Genomic DNA, 19822 nt, shown 5'->3' with positions numbered 1-19822 from the left:
CCTAGCATTACTGCATCGGTAAACATTAAGCGCATATCTGAAGGAAAAGGCTGGGCATGGCAAAGCTAGAGCAGCGTTTCGATTACGTCAAAATTGGATTGGCCTCTCCGGAACGGGTACGGCAGTGGGGTGAACGCACCCTGCCTAACGGTATGGTGGTGGGCGAAGTCACAAAGCCAGAGACGATTAACTACCGCACACTTAAGCCAGAAATGGATGGCTTGTTCTGTGAGCGAATTTTTGGCCCAGCGAAGGATTGGGAATGTCACTGCGGCAAATATAAGCGAGTACGGCACCGGGGTATTGTTTGTGAGCGCTGTGGAGTTGAGGTAACTGAGTCGCGAGTGCGGCGTCACCGCATGGGCTATATCAAGCTGGCGGCACCCGTTGCTCACGTTTGGTATCTCAAGGGAATTCCGAGTTACATTGCGATTCTCTTAGATATGCCGCTCAAGGATGTTGAGCAGATTGTCTATTTCAATGCCTACGTCGTGCTTGATCCGGGCAATGCTGATAACCTCTCGTACAAGCAACTGCTGACTGAAGATCAGTGGATTGAAATTGAAGATCAGCTGTATGACGAAGAATCTCAGTTGGTCGGCATTGAGGTTGGCATTGGGGCAGAGGCTTTGCAGCGGCTGCTTCAGGATCTGCAGCTTGAGGAAGAAGCGGAGCAACTGCGAGAAGATATTGCCAATTCTAAGGGGCAAAAGCGAGCTAAGTTGATCAAGCGGTTGCGCGTGATTGATAACTTTATCGCAACCGGTTCCAAGCCTGAGTGGATGGTGATCAATGCGATTCCGGTCATTCCTCCGGATTTGCGGCCGATGGTGCAGCTGGATGGTGGTCGATTTGCAACTTCTGACCTGAATGATTTGTATCGTCGGGTGATTAACCGGAACAACCGACTAGCTCGATTACAGGAAATTCTCGCACCGGAAATTATTGTGCGTAATGAGAAGCGGATGCTGCAAGAAGCGGTAGATGCTTTGATTGACAATGGTCGCCGGGGCCGCACAGTTGTGGGTGCGAATAATCGCCCCTTGAAGTCTCTGTCAGATATTATCGAGGGCAAGCAAGGGCGATTCCGGCAAAACCTTTTGGGTAAGAGGGTCGATTACTCAGGGCGATCGGTTATCGTGGTGGGTCCTAAATTGAAGATTCACCAATGCGGTCTACCACGGGAAATGGCGATCGAGCTATTTCAGCCGTTTGTGATTCATCGATTGATTCGTCAGGGACTGGTGAACAACATCAAAGCGGCTAAGAAGCTGATCCAGCGCAATGATCCTAGTGTTTGGGAGGTGCTGGAAGAGGTGATTGAAAGTCACCCAGTGCTACTGAACCGGGCTCCAACGTTGCACCGACTGGGAATTCAGGCATTTGAGCCGATTTTGGTGGAAGGGCGAGCGATTCAGCTGCATCCTCTTGTCTGTCCGGCTTTTAACGCGGACTTTGATGGTGACCAAATGGCGGTGCATGTGCCGTTGTCGTTAGAAGCCCAGTCGGAAGCAAGACTCCTAATGTTGGCTTCTAACAACGTGCTGTCACCTGCAACCGGGCGACCCATTATTACGCCAAGTCAAGACATGGTGTTGGGTTGCTACTATCTCACGGCGGAGAATCCTTACGAGCAAAAGGGTGCTGGCCAAACTTTTGGCACGATGGAAGATGCGATTCTAGCCTTTGAGCAGGGGTTAATTGGTTTGCACGCTAAGGTTTGGCTTCGATTTGATGGCCCGGTAGAAGCTGAGGGGTCGGATGAATTAGTTGAAGAGAAAACCGAAACCGATGGCACGGTTCGCCGATTGTATGCGCAACGTCGCACGCGAGAAGACGCCGAAGGTAATTTGATTTCTCAGTACATCAAGACGACGGCTGGACGAATCATTTACAACAAGACGGTGCATGAAGCTTTATCAAGCTGATGTCATTGTCACATCGTTATGGGGAGCAGAGATTTGAGACAATAACTCTCCCCTCGCGGTGATAGCGAAAATTAATAGTGGTCAACCAGAATAGGTCAGAGAGGGCAACATGGCAGAGCAGTCGACAAATACGTCTCCGATGGTGTTTCGCAATCGGGTGATTGATAAAAAACAACTTAAGAAGTTGATTTCTTGGTCATTTGAAAATTTCGGCACTGCCAGAACCTCGCAGATGGCTGATCAGATGAAAACTCTGGGATTTCATTATGCGACTCGGGCTGGGGTGTCCATTAGTGTGGAAGACCTACAGGTACCCTCAGAGAAGCGTGGGTTGCTAGATGCTGCTGATGAACAAATCCGTACGACCGAGGAACGCTATACTCGCGGCGAAATTACTGAAGTTGAACGATTCCAGAAAGTAATTGATACCTGGAACGGTACTAGTGAAGAGCTGAAAGATCAGGTGGTCAAGAATTTCAAGGAAAATAATCCTTTAAATTCGGTCTACATGATGGCCTTTTCGGGGGCTCGAGGCAATATTTCTCAGGTCCGTCAATTAGTGGGTATGCGGGGCTTGATGGCGAATCCGCAAGGCGAGATTATTGACCAGCCGATTCGGACTAACTTCCGCGAGGGGTTGTCGGTTACTGAATATGTAATTTCTTCTTACGGTGCCCGGAAAGGGTTGGTAGATACTGCTCTACGAACAGCTGACTCTGGGTATTTGACCCGTCGTTTAGTGGACGTTTCGCAGGATGTCATTATTCGCGAAGTTGATTGTGGCACCGATCGCGGAATTCCACTACGGAGTATGACGGCTGGCGAGAAGGTGTTGATTCCGCTATCAGATCGACTGTTAGGTCGTGTGCTGGCAGCTGATGTTGTGCATCCTGAGACAGGTGAGGTCATCGCTCAGCGGAATGAATCGCTATCGCAAGCGCGAGCTGATGAGCTCTGTGATGCGGGGGTGGAAGAGGTTATTGTGCGGTCGGGTTTGACCTGTGAGGCAACTCGTTCTGTGTGTCAGCACTGCTATGGCTGGAGTCTGGCTCATTCAGAGATGGTGGATTTGGGTGAAGCGGTCGGAATTATCGCGGCCCAATCGATTGGGGAACCAGGTACGCAGTTGACGATGCGGACGTTCCACACGGGCGGTACGTTTACGGGGGAGATGGCTCCGCAAGTACGGGCGAAGCGAGATGGGGTCATTGAATTGCCTGCGAAGTTTAAGAGCCGCGCGTTTCGGACTCGACATGGCGAAGATGCTTTAGTGCTGGAAAGTGCCACGAAGCTAGTGGTGCAAAGTGATACTGGCAAGAATCAGTCAGAGAATTTGCCTCAAGGGGCAATTCTGTTTGTGAAGCAGGGCGATCGCGTCAGCAAAGAACAGTTGATAGCGGAGATGCCGACCTCTAGTCGTATTCGTAAAGTGACGGAGAAGGCTACTAAGGACGTTAACAGTGATCTCTCGGGTGAGGTCAAGTTTGCGGGCTTGGTGCAGGAAGAGAAAATTGACCGGCAAGGCAACACAACTCGCCTAGCTCAGCGGGGGGGCTTGATTTGGGTGCTATCGGGTGAGGTGTATAACCTGCCGCCCAACGCTGAGCCCGTGGTGAAGAACGGCGATCGCATTATGCCGGGTAGTGTGATTGCGGAAACTCGTCAGGTCAGTGAGCGCGGTGGCCTCGTGCGCATTCCTGAGGTACCTGAAGGCAAAGATGCGCGGGAAGTGGAAGTGATCACGGCTTCTGTCTTACTGGACCAAGCCGAAGTCAAAATGGAAAGCGGCCAGGGCGGTGAGCATTACGTTATTGAGACGGCGAATGGTCAGCGCTTTTCGTTGATTGCGACGCCTGGGACGAAATTGCTCAATAATGGCGTGGTCGCGGAGATGGAAGAAAGTGGCTACCACACCAGCACTGGCGGCATGATTAAGTATGCCGGAGTGGAAGCTGCCAAGAAAGGGAAAGGCAAGCAGGGATACGAAGTCACTAAAGGTGGCCAACTGTTGTGGATTCCCGAAGAAACCCACGAAGTCAATAAGGATTTGTCGCTGCTGTTGGTGGAAGACGGCCAATATGTCGACGCGGGTACTGAAGTCGTTAAAGACATCTTTTGCCAGAGCAGTGGTGTCGTAGAAGTCACCCAGAAAAACGACATCCTTCGCGAGATCGTCGTGAAGCCGGGAGCCCTGCATATGGTGGACAACCCGGAAGAAGTGATGGATCGGGACGGCACGATTGTGCCGCCTGGGGAAGAGTTAATGGCAGGTCTCACAACTGAGGCGCTGACGTACGTCGAGTTTATTGAGTCGCCAGAAGGACCAGCGATTTTGCTGCGTCCAGTCGAAGAATATACCGTGCCGGATGAGCCGGATGTGCCGAGTCAGGAGTCAACGAGCGATTCGGGCTGCCATATTCGGTTGCGGGCGGTACAGCGAATTTCCTTTAAAGATGGTGATCGCGTCAAGTCAGTTGAAGGGCAAGAGCTGCTGCGGACTCAGCTCGTGTTGGAAATTGGTGAAGAATCCTCTCATCTCGAAGCTGACATTGAGCAAGTGCCAGACGAGAATGACCCTGATGTCATGCGTTTGCAGTTGGTAATTCTCGAAGCGATTATCATTCGTCGCGATGTAGTAGCCGACCAAACCCAAGGCAGTACCCTCACCCGCATTCTGGTCGAAGAGGGGCAGCAGATCGAACCTGGTGCCGTGGTAGCGCGTACGGAAATTCAGTGTAAAGAAGAAGGGGAAGTCCGAGGGATTCGCGAGGGCATGGAAGCCATTCGCCGAATTTTGGTCGTGCGCTCCAATGACTTATCGCAATTGGAATTAAACGGTCAGCAGCCGACGGTCGCCGTAGGTGATTTGTTGGTTGATGGGAATGAAGTGGCTCCGGGCATTGTGCTCGAAGAATCGGGTCAAGTGATCGAGATCAATGACTCCTACATCACCCTCCGCACGGCTCGTCCCTATCGCGTCTCCACCGGTGCCGTGCTGCACATCGAGGATGGCGACCTGGTACAGCGGGGCGACAGTTTAGTGCTACTGGTGTTTGAGCGCGCTAAGACGGGCGATATCATTCAGGGCTTGCCCCGGATTGAGGAGTTGCTAGAGGCCCGCAAACCGAAGGAAGCCTGTGTGTTAGTGGAGCGTCCTGGTACTGCTGAGGTGGTCTTTACGGATGACGAAACAGCCAACGTCAAAGTGGTGGAAGCCGATGGCGTCGTGACTGAGTATCCGTTGAGTCCGGGACAAAACCTGTTGATTAACGATGGCCAGTACGTTAATGCTGGGGAACCGTTGACAGACGGGCCAGCGAATCCTCACCAGATTTTGGAAATCTTCTTTGAGTACTACAAATCTCAAGGCGAGGGCATCCACGTTGCCTCAATGAAAGCACTGCAAGAGGTGCAGACCTTCTTAGTGAACGAAGTGCAGTCGGTGTATCAGTCTCAAGGGGTCGATATTTCTGACAAGCACATTGAGGTGATTGTGCGTCAGATGACCTCGAAGGCCCGGGTTGAAGATGGTGGTGACACGACGATGCTGCCAGGCGAACTGATGGAAATCTATCAGATCGAGCAGGTCAATGAGGCGATGGCGATTACCGGGGGGGCACCGGCGGAATATACGCCAGTCTTGCTGGGCATTACGAAGGCTTCGTTGAATACCGACAGCTTTATTTCAGCCGCGAGCTTCCAAGAGACGACGCGCGTGTTGACCGAGGCGGCGATCGAAGGAAAGTCCGACTGGTTGCGAGGCCTTAAAGAGAACGTCATTATTGGCCGTTTGATTCCTGCGGGGACGGGTTTCAATGCCTACGAAGAGCCTACCCCTAGCTTAGATAGCGATCCGGGTGCAGGCTTTGAAGGGGCAATGATTGATGACGCTTTAGCCCGAGATGTGGTGTTGGATGACGAGACGGCTCGCAATTACCAACTCGATTCAGGGCTCGGCAATATTCTGAAGGATGATGAGATGGTTGGCTTTACCGACAATGGTGAAGGCAATGCGGAAAAGTCTGGTAATTCTGCTTCAGCTCAAAATCCCATCTTGGATGACGATAATTTGCTGATTGACGATAACAGCGACATTATCTAGTCGGGTGGAACAGTCAATATGAATAAACCCCAGTCCTCATTGAGGGCTGGGGTTTTCTGATTAGTCTTCGCTGTCTGTGAGTCCCGAGTGAGTGGCGGTTTGAGATCGCCAGCAATATTCCTGCTCGCAACCTTCGCTGGAGTTATCAAGGTGACCGTGACTTCGTTTCTGTCCTCAGAACTTTAGAGACAGAAGGTGACGATCAGAGGCAGTGTTGCCCGCGATTAATTCAAACCACCGATGCGGCTGATGGGCCAGAAACGCACGACGGCTTTACCAATGATATTTTCGGCCGGAACGAAGGAATCAGGTTCCCAAGCGTGGCTATCAAAACTGCTGTTGCGATTATCGCCGAGGACTAAATACGAATCGGCGGGTACCGTTTCTGGCCCCCAAGTGTAGTCGGGTTCTGCTTTGATGTAGTCTTCTTCGAGGGGCATGCCGTTAATAAAGACCGTGCCGTCTCGCACTTCTACCGTATCGCCTGGTAGGCCGATGACTCGTTTAATGAAGGCATCTTTGCGCTGTTCTTCTTCGGGGAAGAGGCTGTCAGGGGGCCAAAAGACAATGATGTCGCCCCGTTGTGGCGGATTTAGGTGATAGCTAATTTTCTCAACGACGAGTCGGTCATTGATTTCGAGGGTCGGTTCCATCGAGCCAGATGGAATGTATCGGGCTTCGGCCACAAAAGTGCGAATACCCAAGGCCAGAACAATGCTGAGGCCCAAGGTTTGAAGCCCTTCGACCACAGGGTTGACTTTATGTTCGGCGGTTTTAGCGGGGGCGGTTTCCGGTTTTTGCGGAGGCTGAGGAAAGTCAGTCATGTCAGGCACAGCGTCCGTTGCAATGTCTGTAGTTAATAACCCATCGATCATACTCGATTAAAAGTCTTTCGATGTGGCTAGATTGCGAAGAGACTGCATCGGTTCGGTGACTGCCTGGAAGCAAAGGAGAAAGTGAATGCAGGTATCCATAATTGGGCCGAGCTAGATACGGGACGGTTTTGGAAGGGCAACTGAACTGATCACAGTTGCGTCATACTGAAGGCGAAATGGTCGCTGTGCGGAAGGATTACGCTTGTTGCCCCCCATGCTGATTGAGCCGTTAATCACGGAACATGTCACTGTTGCCGTTACGGATTTGCCGGAGCGGTTGCAGGGGACGGTTGTGGTGCAGTTATCTGATTTTCATTTTGATGGTCGTAGCTTGGCGCTTAAGGTTTTGCAGGAGGCGATCGCTCGCTGTAATGCCATTGCGCCTGATCTAATTGTGCTGACGGGAGACTTTATCACCCATGAGCCCCAAGACATTGAGGGCCTGGTGCTTTATCTGAAGCAGCTGCGCAGTCGCACCGGGGTCTATGCCATTTTGGGCAATCATGACCATCATCATCCGCAGGCGCGATCGCGAGTCGTTGCGGGACTGCAATCGGTGGGAATTTGCCCGTTATGGAATGAGGTGGCGTATCCGTTTGGGGCAGATTTTCCCCTGGTAGGATTGGCGGACTTTTATGCCCGGGCTTTTGCCCCTGAGGTCGTATTTCAGCAGTTGGATGAGCAGGTGCCGCGTCTGGTGTTGTCGCACAACCCTGACAGCGTGGTGATGTTGCAACCTTATCGGGCTGATGTGGTGCTATCGGGGCATACCCATGGTGGCCAAGTGATTTTGCCGCGCTGGGGGCCAGTCCCGGCCCTGTTGCAGACTTGGGGTGCGGTGGTGCCTAAATGGGCGCGGCCCTTGGTACCGTTTTTGAAACAAGACTGCGATCGCCTGTTTCGCAATTGGCAATGGTCGGCGGGTCTGCATCAGGTGGGCGCGACGCAACTGTATGTCAATCGGGGCTTGGGCAGCTATTTTCCGGGACGATGGCGCTGTCCGCCAGAACTGACGGTGTTGCGGTTGGTGCATGCAGGGTGATGCTGATCAATATCAGGTCGTCAGGGCTAGGCAGAACGATGCTGGGCGATCGCTTGTTGTATGACTTGAATATGTTGAGTGAGGCGATCTCCCTGCAGCAACTCGCGGGCGGCGGCAATGCCCTCGCTCAGACTGGGGGTAATGCCGCTGTGCCAGAGATAGAATCCGCCATTCCACAGCGCGATCGCTTGCAGATGAGTGGGTTTGCCGTTGAGGGTATCTCGCAAAGTAGACAGGTATTCGGCTTCTGTCTCCAACGGGGTTTCGCTCTGGGTGCCTAAGTCGTAGTCACGGGCATGAAGCACCAGTCGTTCTATCCCACTGGGGGTGTGAATGCCGATGATGGCAGCGCGAGCGCGGGGAAGGTCGGAGCTGCCTTCTAACCCTTTAACGGTGGTGAAGTTAGGGACACCGATGGCAGATAACGTGCCTTGGGCAAGTCCTTCGGTGGGGGGATGTACGTAGCCGACGATGACTTGACAGTCGCCCGCGTAGGGACACCACATCAGCTCTAAGGTGGCTTGGGGAGGACGTTTGCCAATTTCTTCGCGATAGGGGACAAGGCTTTGCGCCGCAGAAAAGTGGTCAGGGAGATGCAAATAGCCGAGATGAGTTTCTTCGAAAATGGCTTGAATGGCGGTTAGCGGTAGGTCCGTCCAATCGATGCCGATCGCCTGCCAGATATCCACCAGAGGCAGGCCATATTTAGTGGGCATGCGGTTGCCCCCGTGCAGCACCACGGGACAACCAGAAGCCGCAAGCATGAGTGACACTAAAGGTTGAGCCGGAGCGGTGCGCGAGCGCCCGTCGTAGGGCAAGCCAAAGACTAAAGCCGGATAGTCAGCTGTGATGGGCTGAAGCGTCGGTCCGAGCTGAGCATAAGCATCCAAAAAGCCCGCTAATTCTATGGATTTGGGGCGTTTGATGCGATGAGCGATCATAAATGCGCCGATTTGGGCCGGGGTGGCCTCGCCTGACAACATGAGTTGAGCGGCCTCGGCAGCTTCTTGGCGAGTGAGCACTTCCGACGTGTGCTGGCCACTGCCCACTTTTTTCAGCAAATCGCGAAAGGCTTGACTCATAGGACTTCGGTGACTGACGACTGTTCCACCGCCATCAACTCTGTCAGCGACGACTGGGGTAAAAAGATGGCTCCTCGCTCTTGAACTAATTGACAGAAATTTCGGATGATGGGGATGCGCAGGCGATCGCTGGTCGTAACCAGCACCACTTTGCGAGTGAGCTGCGGGGCCGCCGTAGGGCGAATGGCTAGCGTGGGGTCACGACGACTCTCGGTGAGCGCGGACTGGGGCAAGAGTGCCGTCAAGTTGCCCTGACGTACCACACCGCGAAAGGCATCCAACGTATTGAGTTCTAGTGCCGCCTGTAGTTCGCCGCCGCTTTCGGCAAATTGGGCTTGTACTAGGCGCTGCATCCCATAGCCATCTTTAAAAACGACTTGGGGATAGTCTGCCAGGGCAGCCCAGGGCACCTCGTCAAACTGGGTGAGGGGATGGTTTGCAGCCATCAAAACTTCGACGGGCTCTTCGTACAGGGGCTGCACGTTCATGTCGGTGCTGGTGGTCAGACGCTCGTTATCCATCACGATCGCCACATCCACGAGGCCATCGCGCAGCACCTTGAGGGAGCGATCGCTGCCCAGGGCCGTCACACGGAGCTGCACATGGGGGTGGCTCTGGCAAAACTGCTGTAAAACGGGGGGCAACAGGTGCGAACACACTGATTGGATAGCGGCAATGCAGAGTTCGGGCTGTTTGCCCGCCATCAAATCAGCGATGTCACGGGTGACCTGCCGCCAGTCTTGGCAGATGCGACGGGCTTTGGGCAAGAGGGCCTCGCCTGCGATAGTGAGCTTAACGGGCGTGCCCCGGTGCAGCAGCGGTGCGTCGAGCTCTGCTTCTAACGCTTGGATTTGGCGACTAATCGTCGATTGGGTCACCCCGCAAGTTTGAGCCGCTTTTTGAAAGCTGCCGGTTTCGGAGACGGATAAAAATGCTTCGAGTTGCTCTATGCGCATAGGAGTGGAGTCTGCGGCAGTGCTCCTAACGACCGTGAGGTCAGGAGTGTGACTATACACTCTGTTAACAGATACGGCGTCACAGCTTGGTAACAATCATTGCTAAACCATGTGCCAGTTGATGAAGAAGCTCAAATTGGCGACGCGGATGCAGAGGTGGCTAAGTTAAGGATGGGGCGTTGGCTCGTGAGAGCCCAGGGTGCTAAGGGGTCGATCGCGGCAGCACATAAAGCGCTCCTGAGATCCAGGTCAACAGGACGGCTCCCCAAAATAAGATGATGCCGATCTGGGGGCCTGGGGTGGGCAGAGGGGCAAGCAGGCAAGCGATCGCGACGATCTGCAAAACAGTTTTAGCTTTGCCCCAGAGATTTGCCCCGGGTACTGTCTGGGCTTGAAAAGCCGGATTCACCCGCCACCCGGCGATCGTGAGTTCACGCACCAAAATCAAAAAAACGCCCCAGGCGGGTACCTGTCCGAGTTCTATAAGGGCTAACAAGGGGGCGAAAACCAGCAGCTTATCGACCAGTGGATCTAAAAACTTGCCCAGATCGGTGACTTGATCCAGGCGACGGGCCAAATAACCATCGACCCAGTCGGTGCTGGCGGCGAGCAAAAAAATGCCGGTGGCCCACCAGGCGCGCTGGGGTGTCGGCTCTAGCAACAGGGCTAACACTAAGGGCGCACCCAGCAAGCGGGAAACAGTAATCCAGGTGGGCAAATTCATAGCGTCGTGCTTGTATAGCAGAGGGGTGAAAGGTTCAAGGTGTACGGTACACGGAATGCTTTTACCGTCGGCAATTCGGCAACTGAACGTGACCTAATCTGATTGCGGTTCGCTATACTTGATCGCGGTTTGGCGGTCAGATCAGGCCGCTGGTCTGGGTAGGCATCTCAATAGGTGATCTTGGGTGACTGGTAGCCCAGCGGCTCTAAGTGGATCGTGACGCGGGTAGGGCCGTATTTTTCTTCAAGAATGGCTTCGACGTGTTCGGTGATTTCGTGGGCGTCTTTGAGGTCACGGGGTTCCACAATGAGGTGCATATCGATAAAAACTTGTCGGCCCAACAGGCCCCGAGAGGCGATCTCATGGCAGTTGACGACCCCCGGCACGCGCATGACCTCGGTGTGAATGGCCTCGGGGGCGATCGCCATCTCATCCACTAGCCAGGGCAAATTTTCGCGCAGCACCTCCCAGCCGCTTTTAAACACCAATAGCGCTACCGGAAATGCCATTACCACATCGAGCCATTGCCAGCCCAGCCACACGCCGACCAAGCCACCGAGCACGGAAATGGTAATCCACACGTCGCTCATGGTGTGGTGAGCGTCGGCAATCAAAATTTTGCTGCCGAGCTGGAGGCCCACGCGACGCTCGTAAAATGCGACGCCAATGTTGATGCCCAACACGAGCAGCATGATCCATAGAGCGATCGCCGACATGGTGACGGGTTCTCCCCCCGAGACCAGGCGCTCTCCAGCATTTTTTAGAATTTCAAAACAGGCAATGCCTAAAAAAGCGGCAATGCCCAACGCCCCAACGGCTTCATACTTTTGGTGTCCGTAGGGATGATCGCGATCGGGGCGGGGCGAGGCCAGTTGATTCGTGACTAAACCTAAAACATTGTTGGCGCTATCGGTGACGCTGTGCAGCGCATCGGCTAGCAGACTCAGCGACCCCGTCCAAAATCCCACCAGCGATTTTAAACCGACCACTAGTAGGTTTAGCACCAACGTGATAACCAATACCCGACGCACGGCCTGGCGGTGATCGGGCACGCGGGAGTCATCAGAGGGGGGAGACGGTCGCTCAGAAGTCACAATCAAGAGCCCAAGACATGCGGTGAAGGGGCTGCCAGCATCCCATGAAGGCACCACGGCAGTCTTGTCGTCACTATACTCTGGAACCCTGGCTACCGCGCGGCCACCTCAACTTTTGCAAACAGGGGTCAGGTTAAACGCTCAACGGCACGCGGACGGGCTCGCCGAGACAAATCCCCATGGCCCGGGCGGTTTTGACTAAGGTGCCATTCAGATCTACGGCTTGGTAATGGGCGATCGCACTTTCAATCGGCACATCGACGACCTGACGATTTTGCCAACTCACCATGCGGTCAAAACGACCTTCGGCGATGAGGTCAGTGGCGGCTACCCCAAAGGCCGTCGCGGTGAGGCGATCTAACGGCGAGGGAATGCCCCCTCGCTGCACGTGGCCTAAGACGGTGACGCGGGTTTCGGCCCCGGTGCGGGTCGAAATATTGTCTGCCAGGTACTGACCGACTCCGCCCAGACGACATTGGCTGAGGGCGAGTTGGTGGGTCATTTTTTCGCCATTTTCGTTACACACGGCTTCGGCCACAATCATGATGGCGTAGTCTTTGCCGCGATCGTTGAGGGTGGTGATGTGATCACAAATGCGATCCATCGAGTATTGAATTTCGGGAATCAGAATAATGTCGGCACCGCCGGCAATGCCCGCGCTGATGGCAATATGTCCGGCATCGCGGCCCATCACTTCGAGAATCATGACGCGGGAGTGACTGGCGGCGGTGAAGTGGAGGCGGTCAACCGCTTCGGTGGCGATGTTAACGGCGGTGTCAAAACCGATCGCTCGCTCGGTGCTGCCTAAGTCGTTATCAATCGTTTTCGGAATGGCGACTAAATTGATGCCACCTTGCTGGGCCAAACGGCGCAAAATTGCTAAGCTGCCATCGCCCCCGATGCCAATGAGCGCGTCGAGGCCGAGTTGGTGATAGCCCTCGATGATTTCTTCGGAGCGATCGCCCACGGTGCCATCTGGCATAGGAAACGCAAAGGGATTGCCCTTGTTGGTGGTGCCTAAGAAGGTGCCCCCTTTGACCAGCAAATCGTAATCATCGGGGACCCGGGTTAAGGGATGAAACTCAGGTGGCCGCTGAAGCAGGCCATGGGTCGCGCGTGAAATGCCGTAAACTTCCCAGCCGTAGGTATCAACGGCACGATGCACGACTGCTCGAACGGCGGCATTGAGCCCGGCGCAATCACCACCACTCGTCAAAATTCCGATGCGTTTGATATCTGCCATGGCGCTTCTTCTCAATCCATATCCTGAATATCGTCTCGATATAGAAAACTCGGGGGTTCTGCAACCTTTTTTTCAGATTTATGTGAATAAATAATGCGTGGTTGGAGCGCTGCTGCGCCGCTGGCGATTGGTCTGATTCATGCCTTTACTTTCCAGTGTTGGCAGGCTGTTTGGCGGTGATGACGGTTGTGCTTATCCAATCGCTCATCCATCAAATCTGGTTAAGCTGACAGCCAGATCAGCGGCCCTGGTTGGGCCGTGAATCGCCGCCCAACTCGACACTGGAGACAGGCCACGTCAGCGTCAGCCGCGACGGTGATGATTGCGGCAAGATGATAAGGCTGTTTGGAAAGTCCCTGCTGTCATGCTGAAACTGCTGCTGTTGCGTCATGGTGAATCGACCAGTAACCGCGATCGCCGCATGGCTGGCCAAGATGACGCGCCGCTAACGGCACTCGGCGTTCAACAATGTCAGCAGTTGGCGACCTGGCTATATGACCAGGGTTGGCAGCCCAGCCACATTTACAGCAGTCCACTTCGCCGCGCTGTGGAATCCACCACTGTTTTGCTGCACCCCTGGCAGTGGCAATTGCCTGATAGCCAGGGGGTTGAGGCAACGCCAACGGCCAGCTCGAGGGCATGGCGCAACCTGTCACTCGCGGCGCGGGGCGAGCACCCGCCACCGAGGTTTTGCTACGCTGCCGAACTGCAAGAATTTCAGGCAGGAATTTTGACGGGGCTGACGTGGACCGAGGCCCAGCAGCGCTATCCCGATTTATGTGAGGCACTCGTCACATCGCTGGATTGGTTGCCCATTCCCCAGGCAGAAACGCCACGCCAGGGACGGCGACGGGCTGAGGCCTTTGTCGCGCAGCTGTTGGTGCAACACCGCAACGGGGACGCCGTGTGGGTGATGGCCCATCAGTGGATTTTGGAGCATTTGATTGCGGCGCTCATGGGCAGCGATCGCACCTGGCAAATTTCCATGGGCAACACGGCCCTGTTTGAATTTTGGTTAGATTGCGATCGCTGGTCGCAAACGGGCATGGCCCGGCACACCAGCACCTTGTGGCAAATCCAACGGTTTAATGAGCGCCCCCACTTGCTAACTGGTGGGGCGATCACGACCGCCCCACCAGCCGACTCCGCCCCTTAAAGGATGGCCCCCTTTTACAATGGAAATGATGGATTGAATACAGGTTTACGCGCATATGAAACCCTCTCGTCTCGGCCATGTAGCCATTTGTGTAGAAGACATTGATCGGGCGGTGACGTTTTACCAGGGCTTAGGGATGGAAGTCGCCTGGCATGACAAAGATTGGGCTTACGTCAAAGCGGGGGAAGATGGTCTGGCCCTACTCAGCCCGAATTATGAACAGGCGGGCCCGCATTTTGGCTTTGTGTTTAGCGATCGCGCCGAAGTCGATACTGCCTATGCTCGCCTCAAAGCTGACGGGGTCTTTGTTACCGAAATTCACGAGCATCGGGATGGCACGGCCTCTTTCTACGGCAAAGACCCCGATGGCAACTGGTTTGAATATCTCTACGAGCCCGCTTCAGTCGCGGCGACGCCTGCTGCCGTTTGAGAGGGCGGGTCAGTGAGCGGCGCGCTTGGGGGGCGGGACTGTAACGACTGTGGTAACCAGATGTGAAATTGGGCGCCCTGACCGGGTTCGCTCTCAATGGTGAAACGCCCCTGATGGTTGTCCACAATGACCTGATAGCTGATGGCAAGGCCCAGTCCGGTGCCTTTGCCAATGGGCTTGGTGGTAAAAAACGGATCGCAGAGGCGATCGCGCAAATGCTCCGGGATGCCAGGGCCATTGTCCGCAACGGTGAGGGCGACCCCTGGCACATTGTCGTAGGTTTGCGGTTGGCCGGTGATAGTGATGGTGGGGGTGTCGGTCTCGTTCAGCGCCACTGATTCCAGGGCGTCGATCGCATTCACCAGCAGGTTCATCAGCACTTGGTTGACCGCCGAAGGAAAGCATTCCACCAGGGGCAGCGGCGCTAACTGCTGGACGACCTTGATTTCGGGGCGAGGGCCACTGGCCTTTAATCGATTGCGCAAAATGACAAGCGAGCTTTCCAGGCCGTGATAGAGATTGACCTCCTTGGTGGGGGATTCTTCATGACGGGAAAAGTTTTTCAAGCTTTGCACAATGCTGAGAATACGCTGGGAGCCATCCTGCATAGATGCCAGCAGTTTGGGAAAGTCTTTGCAGAGAAAATCAACATCCAGGCGGCTGAGCGTCTGGGTGACATTGGCTGGCGGGTTGGGATAGGTCTTTTGATACACCTCGATCGCCTGCATCAGATCCAGCGCATAGTCCTGAGCAAAGTCAATGTTGCCAGCGATAAAGGAGAGCGGATTGTTGATTTCGTGGGCGACCCCGGCGACCAGTTGCCCCAGGCTCGACATCTTTTCGGCTTGGACGAGTTGGCTTTGAGTTTGGGTGAGGCGAGTGAGGAGCTGTTGCAGTTCGGTGGCTTTTTGGCGCAGCGCATCTTCGGCAGCTTGGCGCTCGGTGATATCACGAATGACCGCGACCAGCTGTTCAGTCGGGGTGGGAACGTCACTAACCGGATCAACCATCGCGTTAGACAGGGTGACTTCGAGGGTGTGGCTGGCTAGCTGAACGGTGAGGGGCACATTGATCGTGGGGCCACGTACGTCGGCGGTGGGGCGCAGGTCGGGTAACAGGGCGTACAGCGATCGCCCTTGCAAAGCCGCCTCATCGGATTGAAATAGGGATTGACTGGCGGCATTCGCTTGCAGAATGGTGCCGTCGGTCTGCAAGACGAGAATACTATCGGCGGCCATGTTGAAAAATTGCTCGGCTTGTTCCCGGGCGGCCCCAATCAGGGTGATTTGGGGCAGGGTCGTCCATCCGGCGATCGCCACTCCCACGGCGGCGCCAATCATCAGCACCACCACCAAGACATTGACCTGATTGGTGAGCGGCAAGCGATCGATTTGACCATGGATGAACCAACTCACCGTCATGGCCCCGCTGAGCAACCCGATCAGCCCGCCAATTTGCACCAGGGCCCAGTCTTGTTGAGGGGCATTGAGGGTATGGGAGAAAGGGCGATCGCGCTCTCCCCAGTGCCACCCAGCGGCTGGGATCAGCCCGACGAGTTGGCAAATCGCCCAAATGCCCAAAGGTAGCAACAACCCCAACACCAGATCGAAGCTGTTCCAGGCGATGCCGCCGACCATGACGATCAGCCCTTCGAGGATGGCAAAGACTAGCGAAGCCCGCGCCCAGCGCACATAGGCTTGCTGCCGCTGCCGCCAGAGCCCCCCGTGAAAGATGACAAACGAGACTAACCAGCCGAGTCCGGTGACAAAGACAATCTGAGCGATGTCGCCCCACCAGAGAAAGGCGATGCTCAGCATCATGGTCACCAGTAAGCCGACGCCCAAAATGCCCTGGCGCGAGACCTGGGCAAATACGGGCGGCAACTGGCCATCGAGGGACAGTTGGTAGAGCATCCGAGGGCTGTTGGAGACCGCTGTGGCACAGCTCAGCAAACTCGCCGACGCGAGCAAAAACGTCACCACAAACGCTGCCCCTTCACCCCAAAAGGGACTGGCGGCTAGCAGCTGCTCATAGGGGGTGGTGATGTCGGCATCGGCAGAGCCCAACTGCAGCAAGAGCCAACTGCCCACTAGATAAACGATGGGAATGAGCGCGGCGGCGATCGGTAAAATTTGCAGCGTTTTTTGCGGATAGCGGCTGTCGGCGACAAAGGCCGCGCCACTTTCGCAGGCATAGACGGCATAGCTGGCGACGACATACCACTTGGCCCAGTCGCCGATCGCAAAGGTGCCCCAGGTGATTTCGGACACGGTTTGCGAGAGCGCGACCCAGCCAATGCCTTGCAGGCAAAAGAGCAAGACGAGAGAGACAGCGGGGACGACAAAAAATAAATGCAATACGCCCAACGCCCGGGTGCCACTAAAGGCCACGATAAAGGCGATCGCGGTAAACCCCACCTGTAACGGGACGGTAGGACAGTCAATACCAAAGGGAGCGAGATTGGCCTGCACCAAATCGGTCAGCACGATCGCATTCACCGGCAACACGGCCACCCAGCTGATGTAGTAGCCCAGCGCGCCATAGGTCGCCAACCAGGGAGCCTCCGGCCATAACCGACTCAGATAGCTGGGGGTGCCCCCCGCCAAGTCCGCCCATTGTTGGCCCAACCGTTGCACTTGCAGATTAATCAACATGCCGACCACCGTGCCGGGTAGCCAGACTGCGAGGGCTTGCCAGCCTAATTCGATTTGCATAGCCGGGGCGATGCCGAGCCACAGCAGCAAACCGGTTAAGCCAAAGCCCCAAGTTTCAAATGAACTGAGGCTACGCGGTAAGCGAGAAATGGGTGGCGGGCTGGCAGTCATTAAGCTAGTGAATGGCGGGGCAAAACCGTAACGAAACGTCAGCCCCGCCGCTTGCCTTGGCAGTCTGGAAACGGGCATTCCAGCAACTGCGGAGGCCAACGATGGGGGTCAGCATGGCGAACGGGGTTGGGGGGTCGGTAGACGCCGATCGCGCTGGGCCGGCTGGCTGGCTCAAGCTAGCGATCAATCCCCGAGGGGAGAAAGACGGAATGGGCTTAAGATGCCCGCAGATAGGCCAGAGGCTACAGGTTTGCTGTACGAATCCATTTTTACGCTAATGGACAGCTGGCCACAGTGATGCTGGTAACCTATCACGTCAGATAATTTACCGACTGCTGGGCTCGTTGCCGGTAGTTACTCGGCAGCGCGCCTGCCATAACAGATTGGGCGCTCTACATGATGAACATGCGGCGATCAAGACTTTTGGGATCGTGGGTGCTGACAAAGGTATCGAGGGTATCGTCAGATTCCAGGCGACCGTCCACCAGGTTGATGATGCGATCGGCCACATCCAGAATGCGGTTGTCGTGGGTGACCATGAGAATGGTGCGGTTCTCTTCTTTGGCGAGTTTTTGCATGAGGGTGACGACGTCGCGACCCGATTTCTTATCCAGGGCGGCGGTGGGTTCGTCGGCGAGAATTAAGGGCGGCTGGTTCACCAGGGCGCGGGCGATCGCGACTCGCTGCTTTTGCCCGCCAGAAAGGGAGTCGGGCTTGTAGTCGACGCGATCGCTGAGGCCCAGTTCGCTGAGAATTTCCACGGATTGCGATCGCTTGGTCCCGTACTGCCCCTGTAATTCCACCGCCATTTCCACATTCTGGGAGGCGGTGAGGGATGCAAACAGATTGTGCGCCTGAAAAATGAAGCCGATCTGGCGGCGTACGCTCACCAGTCGGCGGCGACTGAGCCCCACAATTTCCTGATCGAGCACTTGCAGGCTGCCTTCGTGGGTGGTGCGTAGTGCGCCAATCAGCGTCAGTAGCGTCGTTTTGCCGGAGCCAGACGGTCCCGTCATAATCACAATTTGGCCGCGGGGCAGGTCTAAATTGATGTCGAACAAGACCTGCTTCGTGAGATCACCCAGCCCAAACGAGTAGTTGAGATTGCGAATCTGCACAGCGCTGGACGTCGAAGTGACGGTGCCCGAAGCGCTGGACTCAGGTGATGGGGAATTTGCCATTAGCCAAATACCTCAGCAGGATCAGTGGACTGGACCTTGCGCACGGCGATCGCCCCGGAAATCAAACACATGGCGAACGTCGCCAGATACATTTGGGCGATGCGGCCCGGCGTCATGAGAAACACGAGCCCGATGGCATTGCTGGCAGCTGTGTAAAGCAAGCGGCTCACCAGAAGGCCCGGAATGAAGCCCAGCACCGAGAGAATCAACGCTTCTTGAATGACAACGGTGAACAAAAAGCGATTGCTGTAGCCCATGGCCTTGAGGGTGGCATATTCCTGCCAGTGATCGGCCACATCGGTATACAAAATCTGGTAAACGAGAATGATGCCAACAAAAAAACTCATCACCGTCAACAGCGAAAACACAAAGGCAATGTTGGTACTTTCGCGCCAGTAGTCGCGCTCTTGTGCCTCGAAGCTATTGCCGGGACCAGATCGCCGCAGCACCTTCACATCATTGGGCAAAAAGTCGCTCAACGCTTGCACCATCTCATCCACGTTGATCCCCGGCTGCACTTGCACCAGACCAATATCTACCGTCGCAAAACTGCGCTCATCCTCCTCGGGACCCCGATTGGCAAAATAGCGCAAAAAGTTTTGGTCGCTCATGATCAGGTTGCCGTTGCCCGCGGCAAAGTCGGTGCCCAGACTAAAGGTGCCGACAATTTTGATGGCTCGATCCGCCAACTCGGACTGAATGCCCGCCTCGCGGGGGCCAATCTCGGCCCGGGCGCGGGTGTCAATTAACGCCGTATTGGGCAGCCGCAGGGCTGCCAGATTCGCGGTGACGCCCGGCAAGGGCAATACCGGATCGGCCAGGTTAAAGGCGAGGACGCGCACGGGCCGCGTCTTGCGAGTCTCAGGATTGCGCCAGCGCACATCACTCATATACATCGGATAAGCGGCCTTGACTCCGGCCAACGCCTGAGCCTGATAGAGGCGTCGCCGCGCAAAAGCGGACGGCACAAACATGTTGTTTTTAAGCCGATTGATGATGATGATGTCGGCGTTGAGGCGGTTGATGAGCTGGACTTGGCTGTCGTAAAGGGCGTTTTGAAAGCCGGTGAACAGGAACATCAGCAACACGGCAAACCCCACTCCGGCCATAGAGGTGGCAAATTTGCGGCGATCGTGGGTCAGGTTGAGCCACGCCAGGGGCGTCCGTTTCCACCAAGTCAGCAT

14 protein-coding genes are annotated in these 19822 nt (G+C 55.3%); 5 read left to right on the top strand and 9 right to left on the bottom strand.

Annotated features, from left to right (window positions below; translation table 11 throughout):
- Nucleotides 1–56: 56 nt before the first annotated feature.
- Both DYY88_RS04505 and DYY88_RS04500 read left to right on the top strand, forming a co-directional pair.
- The gene (locus DYY88_RS04505; RefSeq protein WP_039725734.1) at nucleotides 57–1928 is read left to right on the top strand and encodes a DNA-directed RNA polymerase subunit gamma; all 1872 of its coding nucleotides are present in this window, start codon (nucleotides 57–59) and stop codon (nucleotides 1926–1928) included.
- A 109-nt stretch (nucleotides 1929–2037) separates the two neighbouring features.
- A complete protein-coding gene (locus DYY88_RS04500; protein WP_039725733.1) occupies nucleotides 2038–6030 on the top strand; it encodes a DNA-directed RNA polymerase subunit beta' in 3993 nt (1330 codons plus the stop codon).
- A 224-nt stretch (nucleotides 6031–6254) separates the two neighbouring features.
- Here the strand turns inward: DYY88_RS04500 and lepB are convergent, their stop codons facing one another.
- Nucleotides 6255–6854 (bottom strand): signal peptidase I, encoded by a 600-nt coding sequence (gene lepB, locus DYY88_RS04495; protein ID WP_039729434.1) that lies wholly within the window; start codon nucleotides 6852–6854, stop codon nucleotides 6255–6257.
- A gap of 265 nt (nucleotides 6855–7119) precedes the next feature.
- Here lepB and DYY88_RS04490 point away from each other — a divergent pair, with 265 nt between their 5' ends.
- Nucleotides 7120–7947 (top strand): metallophosphoesterase, encoded by an 828-nt coding sequence (locus DYY88_RS04490; protein WP_201278947.1) that lies wholly within the window; start codon nucleotides 7120–7122, stop codon nucleotides 7945–7947.
- 26 nt (nucleotides 7948–7973) lie between these two features.
- Here DYY88_RS04490 and DYY88_RS04485 read toward each other — a convergent pair whose 3' ends face one another.
- The 5 genes from DYY88_RS04485 to DYY88_RS04465 all read right to left on the bottom strand — a co-directional run bounded on the left by DYY88_RS04485 (nucleotide 7974) and on the right by DYY88_RS04465 (nucleotide 13046).
- A complete protein-coding gene (locus tag DYY88_RS04485; protein ID WP_039725731.1) occupies nucleotides 7974–9029 on the bottom strand; it encodes an anthranilate phosphoribosyltransferase family protein in 1056 nt (351 codons plus the stop codon).
- A complete protein-coding gene (locus DYY88_RS04480) occupies nucleotides 9026–9985 on the bottom strand; it encodes a LysR family transcriptional regulator (RefSeq protein WP_044151059.1) in 960 nt (319 codons plus the stop codon). Before DYY88_RS04480 ends, DYY88_RS04485 begins: the two co-directional genes overlap by 4 nt.
- Nucleotides 9986–10187: 202 nt before the next feature.
- Nucleotides 10188–10709, bottom strand: a complete 522-nt coding sequence (gene pgsA / locus DYY88_RS04475) for a CDP-diacylglycerol--glycerol-3-phosphate 3-phosphatidyltransferase (RefSeq protein WP_039725730.1) — start codon at nucleotides 10707–10709, stop codon at nucleotides 10188–10190.
- 167 nt (nucleotides 10710–10876) lie between these two features.
- Nucleotides 10877–11803 (bottom strand): CDF family zinc efflux transporter Cdf31, encoded by a 927-nt coding sequence (cdf31, locus tag DYY88_RS04470; protein ID WP_242517570.1) that lies wholly within the window; start codon nucleotides 11801–11803, stop codon nucleotides 10877–10879.
- Between the two features lie 133 nt (nucleotides 11804–11936).
- Complete coding sequence (locus DYY88_RS04465) at nucleotides 11937–13046, bottom strand: ATP-dependent 6-phosphofructokinase (RefSeq protein WP_039725727.1); 1110 nt, start codon at nucleotides 13044–13046, stop codon at nucleotides 11937–11939.
- 364 nt (nucleotides 13047–13410) lie between these two features.
- Between DYY88_RS04465 and DYY88_RS04460 the strand changes: the two genes are divergently transcribed.
- Both DYY88_RS04460 and DYY88_RS04455 read left to right on the top strand, forming a co-directional pair.
- Entirely contained in the window at nucleotides 13411–14202 is a 792-nt protein-coding gene (locus DYY88_RS04460) for a histidine phosphatase family protein (RefSeq protein ID WP_044151058.1), read from the top strand.
- 55 nt (nucleotides 14203–14257) lie between these two features.
- Nucleotides 14258–14632, top strand: a complete 375-nt coding sequence (locus tag DYY88_RS04455; protein WP_039725726.1) for a VOC family protein — start codon at nucleotides 14258–14260, stop codon at nucleotides 14630–14632.
- Here DYY88_RS04455 and DYY88_RS04450 read toward each other — a convergent pair.
- The 3 genes from DYY88_RS04450 to devC form a co-directional block, all read right to left on the bottom strand.
- Nucleotides 14590–17535 (bottom strand): ATP-binding protein, encoded by a 2946-nt coding sequence (locus DYY88_RS04450; protein WP_084606975.1) that lies wholly within the window; start codon nucleotides 17533–17535, stop codon nucleotides 14590–14592. The two genes, DYY88_RS04455 and DYY88_RS04450, sit on opposite strands and share 43 nt — an antisense overlap.
- A gap of 314 nt (nucleotides 17536–17849) precedes the next feature.
- A complete protein-coding gene (locus DYY88_RS04445; RefSeq protein WP_044151055.1) occupies nucleotides 17850–18638 on the bottom strand; it encodes an ATP-binding cassette domain-containing protein in 789 nt (262 codons plus the stop codon).
- A complete protein-coding gene (gene devC / locus DYY88_RS04440) occupies nucleotides 18638–19822 on the bottom strand; it encodes an ABC transporter permease DevC (protein ID WP_039725724.1) in 1185 nt (394 codons plus the stop codon). Before devC ends, DYY88_RS04445 begins: the two co-directional genes overlap by 1 nt.

The sequence above is a fragment of the Leptolyngbya iicbica LK genome, assembly GCF_004212215.1.
GTDB classification, from domain to species: Bacteria; Cyanobacteriota; Cyanobacteriia; order Phormidesmidales; family Phormidesmidaceae; genus Halomicronema; species Halomicronema iicbica.
Note: the sequence above shows the minus strand (reverse complement) of the source record. Positions and strands in the feature narration are given on the sequence as shown.